The organism is Pinirhizobacter sp., assembly GCF_035317885.1.
Classification (GTDB): domain Bacteria; phylum Pseudomonadota; class Gammaproteobacteria; order Xanthomonadales; family Rhodanobacteraceae; genus Pinirhizobacter.
The window spans coordinates 1-4538 of the sequence record NZ_DATHFX010000345.1 but is presented as its reverse complement, the minus strand read 5'-3'; the positions used below and the strand labels follow the sequence as shown (position 1 = coordinate 4538).

Genomic DNA, 4538 nt, shown 5'->3' with positions numbered 1-4538 from the left:
ATGGGTTCCAGCGCCGCATGTGCGAGGTACGGCAGATCGTAGGTCGCTTCGATGCGCCGTTGGCCGGCTTCCTCGATCACGCGATCGGGATCGCCGGTCAGGCTGCCGTTGATCGGCGTGGCGTCCGCGGACCGGAGCGATTCGGCCAGTGTTGCCGATGTGAGGGTGGCGTGCGGACCCGCATCCCACTCGATCTTCAGCAGGTCGAGCCCTCGTTTGGCGGTCCAGTAGTTCTCTCCAACCACCGCGATGGCATCGTCGATACGAAGGATATCGACCACGCCGGGCAAGGCGCGCGAGGCGCGCTCATCGAGCGAAAGCAGGCGCCCGCCGATCGTCGGACACATTGCGATCGCCGCAACGCGCATTCCTTCCACTATCGTGTCGATGCCGAAGCGAGCGGTACCATTGACCTTGGCCGCCGTGTCCACGCGTTTCGCCGGCTTGCCGATAAGCTTGAACTGCGACGCTGGCTTCAACGATACCTCACCGGGCACTGCCTGGCGCCGCGCGGCACTGGCGACCGCGCCATAGGTCAAGGTTCGGCCAGTCCGCTGGTGCGTGATAACGCCACGCGCTACGGTGCATTCGGCGGGCGAGACTCGCCAGCGCTCGGCGGCCGCGCCGATCAGCATAGTGCGAGCAGCCGCGCCGGCCTGCCGCAATGGTATGAAGAACGCGCGCACGGAGGTGGATCCGCCGGTGGCCTGTGCCTTCAGCAGGCTCTGCGTATAGGCATGCTGGTCCGCGGGCGCCAGTTCCACTTCAACCTGGTCAAGCCCCACCTCCAGCTCTTCGGCAATCATCATGGCCTCGCCGGTGGCAATGCCCTGCCCCATCTCCACACTAGGCACCACGAGCACAATACGGCCGTCGACACTAATGCGGATGAACCCGTCGGGCACGAATCCGTCGAACCCCGTTGCCGCTGCATCGAGCGCGCCGACGGCGGCAAGATCTGGCTCGCGCTCGAAGGCACGTAATGGCCGGACGAACGCGAATCCAACCACGAGTGCACCAGCGGTCAGGAAGCGTCGCCGCGCACTGTCTGGTAGGGCGTTTTCGCCGATTGCCCAGTAGGTTTTCATCACGCCACCTTGATAGCAGCACGAATACGCGGATAGGTGCAGCAGCGGCACAGATTGCCGGACATTGCGGCGTCGATATCTTGGTCCCTCGGGTGCGGATTGCGGGCAATCAGCGCCGCGGCCGACATGATCTGACCCGATTGGCAGTAGCCACACTGGACCACCTCCAGCGCAAGCCAAGCGGCTTGGACGCGCTTCCCGGCCGTGGTTTCGCCGATAGCTTCGATTGTGGTGATTTCACCCTTGATGGCGGAGATCGGGAGTACGCAGGAGCGCACCGGATTGCCATCTAGATGCACCGTGCAGGCGCCGCACTGGCCGATACCGCAACCGAACTTTGTGCCGGTCAGCGCCAACACGTCACGTAAGACCCAAAGAAGAGGCATGTCCGCAGGCACTGTGACGTCGACAGTTTTTCCATTGATCACAAGCCGCGTCACGGGCCAAGGTTGGGAGCTTTTAGCGCTTTGCATTTCTACACTATCCCGGAGTTGCCCTATGAATTAGCCCCGGCGCGGAAGGTTGCAACCATCGCCGGAGGCAGCGGATGAATGTAGGTATACGTGCGCAAACTCCACCGTATCCACCAATGGCCATGGCGATTGTAGCGGTCAGCCATCGACCAATCTTGTACGAACGTGACAGTAAATGCCGAAAATGTACGGCAATGAGCCGCACGTAGACACGGTTAGAGAAATCTTGAATCAGCAATAGATCGCACAATCATCCAATAGTCATGACTTGAATTGAGATAGTTTCTTTCTATAGGACAACAGCTTCCCTTTAGCGCCCGCGTGTGGCTGTAGAGAGGGTCAGTGTCTCGCGTGACGTCAGCCTCGACGTGCGCTATTCGATGACGTTGCACCCCAGCGGTCGAAAAATCGAAACGTGCTCAAGTGATTGGCGAAGGGTGTCCATACTTCGATAGTTTGGCGCGTCCGATCCGCATGCTTGGCATGCCAACTAAATCACCATGACGGGAGATATCTTGTGTCTCAGTTTATAGAGAACACATCTCGATCGACGAGCAAACCGGGCTGGGTACGATGGACCCTGATAGTGCTATCGGTGCTTATCCTGGCCCTCGGCGCGGCGCTGGCTTTCGGCGGCATCCGGCTTGCCTCGCTAGGCGGCTCCTGGTACTACCTCATCGCCGGCATCGGTCTGGTGATCGCCGGCGTCCAGCTGCTGCGCAGCAAGAGTTCGGGTGCCTGGTGGTACGGCCTGGTGTTCATCGGCACGGTGCTCTGGGCCGCCTGGGAAAGCGGCTCGGACTACTGGGGCTGGGTACCCCGGCTGGACGTGATCACCATATTCGCTTTCGTGCTGGCACTGCTGCTGCCCTGGCTCGATCGCGGTGCCAGCCGTACGCTGTCGTTCTCGCTGGCCGGGCTGATGGTGGCGATTTTCGCCGCGGCCTTCGTGCTGGCCTTCGTGCCCTACCACGTCACCCCTGCCACCGAGCCGGCGCCGACGACGCCCTTGGTCGCCGCGGCTTCTTCGGCGGCGGCACAGCCCGACGACGACTGGGGCGTGTATGGCCACGACAAACAAGCGACGCGTTACTCGCCGCTGAGCCAGATCACTCCTGAGAACGCCGGCAAGCTTCAGCGTGCCTGGGTATATCGCACCGGGGACCTGCCGCCGCCCGGCAAGATCAACAAGTGGGCGGCGGAGACCACGCCGATCAAGGTCGGCGACGCGGTGTACCTGTGCACCGCCACCAACGACATCATCCGGCTCGATCCAGCCAGCGGCAAGGAAGTGTGGCGGTATAAATCGGGCGTCACCTACGAGAGCGTGCCCTATACCGCTGCTTGCCGCAGCGTGGTGTATTACGAGTCGGCCGCCGTGCCCGAGGGCCAGGCCTGCCATAAGCGCATCATCGAATCGACCCTCGACGAGCGCCTGATCGCGGTGGATGCCGGTACGGGCAAGGCTTGCGACGGCTTCGGCACGAACGGCCAGGTCAACCTGCTGCTTGGCCTGGGTGAAACCGTGCCCGGCTTCGTCGCCGAGCCAGCGCCGCCACCGATCGTCAACGGGGTGATCGTCACCAACCAGGAAGTGCTCGACGGCCAGCGCCGCTGGGCGCCATCGGGAGTGATCCGCGGCTACAGCGCCGACACCGGCAAATTCCTTTGGGCCTGGGACGTCAAGCGCCCCCACGAGCATGGCGAACTGACGGCTTCGTGGGACGGCAGGCATCCTCCTGCGCAGTTGCCACCCCCGCAGACTTACTACAGCCGCGGCACACCCAATTCCTGGGCCGAGATGATCGGCGACGATCAGCTCGGCCTGGTTTACGTGCCTACCGGCAACTCGGCCGCCGATTACTACAGCGCCCTGCGCTCGCCGGAGGAGAACCGCGTTTCATCGTCCATCGTCGCTTTGGACGTGCACACGGGCGAGGAACGTTGGGTTTTCCAGACCACGCATAAAGATGTCTGGGACTACGACATCGGTTCGCAGCCGACCTTGATGGATTTTCCGGGCCCGGATGGCAACGCCGTCCCCGCGCTGATCGCGCCGACCAAGCGCGGCCAGACCTTCGTGCTGGATCGCCGCAACGGCAAGCCACTGACCGACGTGGAAGAGCGCGCCGTGCCGCCCGACGCACCGATAACCGAAGACCCGCGCGCGCCGACCCAGCCCTGGTCAGTGGGCATGCCCCGGCTAGGCTTGCCCGAGCTGACCGAGCAGACCATGTGGGGTATGACCCCGTTGGACCAGCTTTACTGCCGCATCAAGTTCCGCAAAGCCCGCTATTTCGGCGAGTTCACCGCGCCGAGCCTGACCAAACCCTGGATCGAGTTCCCCGGCTACAACGGCGGCAGCGACTGGGGCAGCGTGGCCTACGATGCGCACACCGGCATCCTGATCGCCAACTGGAACAACACCCCGATGTACGACCAGTTGCTCACCCGTGAGCAGGCCGACAAGGCGGGACTGATGTCGTTGGACAATCCAAAATACGTCCCAGGTGTCGGTGGCGGTGCGGAAGGCGCGGGTGCGCAGGCCGATACGCCTTACGGTATTGCGGTCAGCCCCTTCCTGATGCCGCTCACCCAGGTGCTCTGCAACGAGCCACCGTACGGCATGATCACGGCGATCGACATGCATACGCGCAAAGTGATCTGGCAGCATCCCTTGGGCACGGCGCGGGCCAACGGTCCGTTCGGCCTGCCGACCGGCCTGCCGATGGAGGTCGGCACACCTAACAACGGCGGCCCCATCATCACCGCGGGTGGCCTGGTCTTTGTCGCCGCGGCCACCGACAACCTGATCCGTGCCATCGACATCAAGACCGGGAAGGTGGTCTGGAGCGACGTGCTGCCGGCCGGTGGCCAGGCCACGCCGATGACGTATCGCATCAACGGTCGCCAGTACCTGGTGATCATGGTGGGCGGCCATCACTTCATGCGCACACCGCCGGGCGACTATGTTATT

The 4538-nt window shown here is 63.1% G+C and carries 3 protein-coding genes; 1 reads left to right on the top strand and 2 read right to left on the bottom strand.

Features of this window, described 5'->3' with window-relative positions; genetic code table 11:
* Nucleotides 1-1088, bottom strand: a 1088-nt coding sequence (locus VK519_RS11275) for a molybdopterin cofactor-binding domain-containing protein (protein ID WP_324349847.1), incomplete at its 3' end; no start/stop codon positions are given.
* Entirely contained in the window at nt 1088-1561 is a 474-nt protein-coding gene (locus VK519_RS11270; protein WP_524538990.1) for a (2Fe-2S)-binding protein, read from the bottom strand. The genes VK519_RS11275 and VK519_RS11270, both read right to left, overlap by 1 nt.
* 586 nt (nt 1562-2147) lie before the next feature.
* Here VK519_RS11270 and VK519_RS11265 point away from each other — a divergent pair.
* Nucleotides 2148-4538 (top strand): membrane-bound PQQ-dependent dehydrogenase, glucose/quinate/shikimate family (locus VK519_RS11265; RefSeq protein WP_324349845.1); only part of this gene is annotated, 2391 nt, incomplete at its 3' end.

What these genes read in the sequence shown, in the direction of transcription:
- VK519_RS11270 (WP_524538990.1), bottom strand. Translation starts at nt 1,561, where the DNA reads ATGCAAAGCGCTAAAAGCTCCCAACCTTGGCCCGTGACGCGGCTTGTG.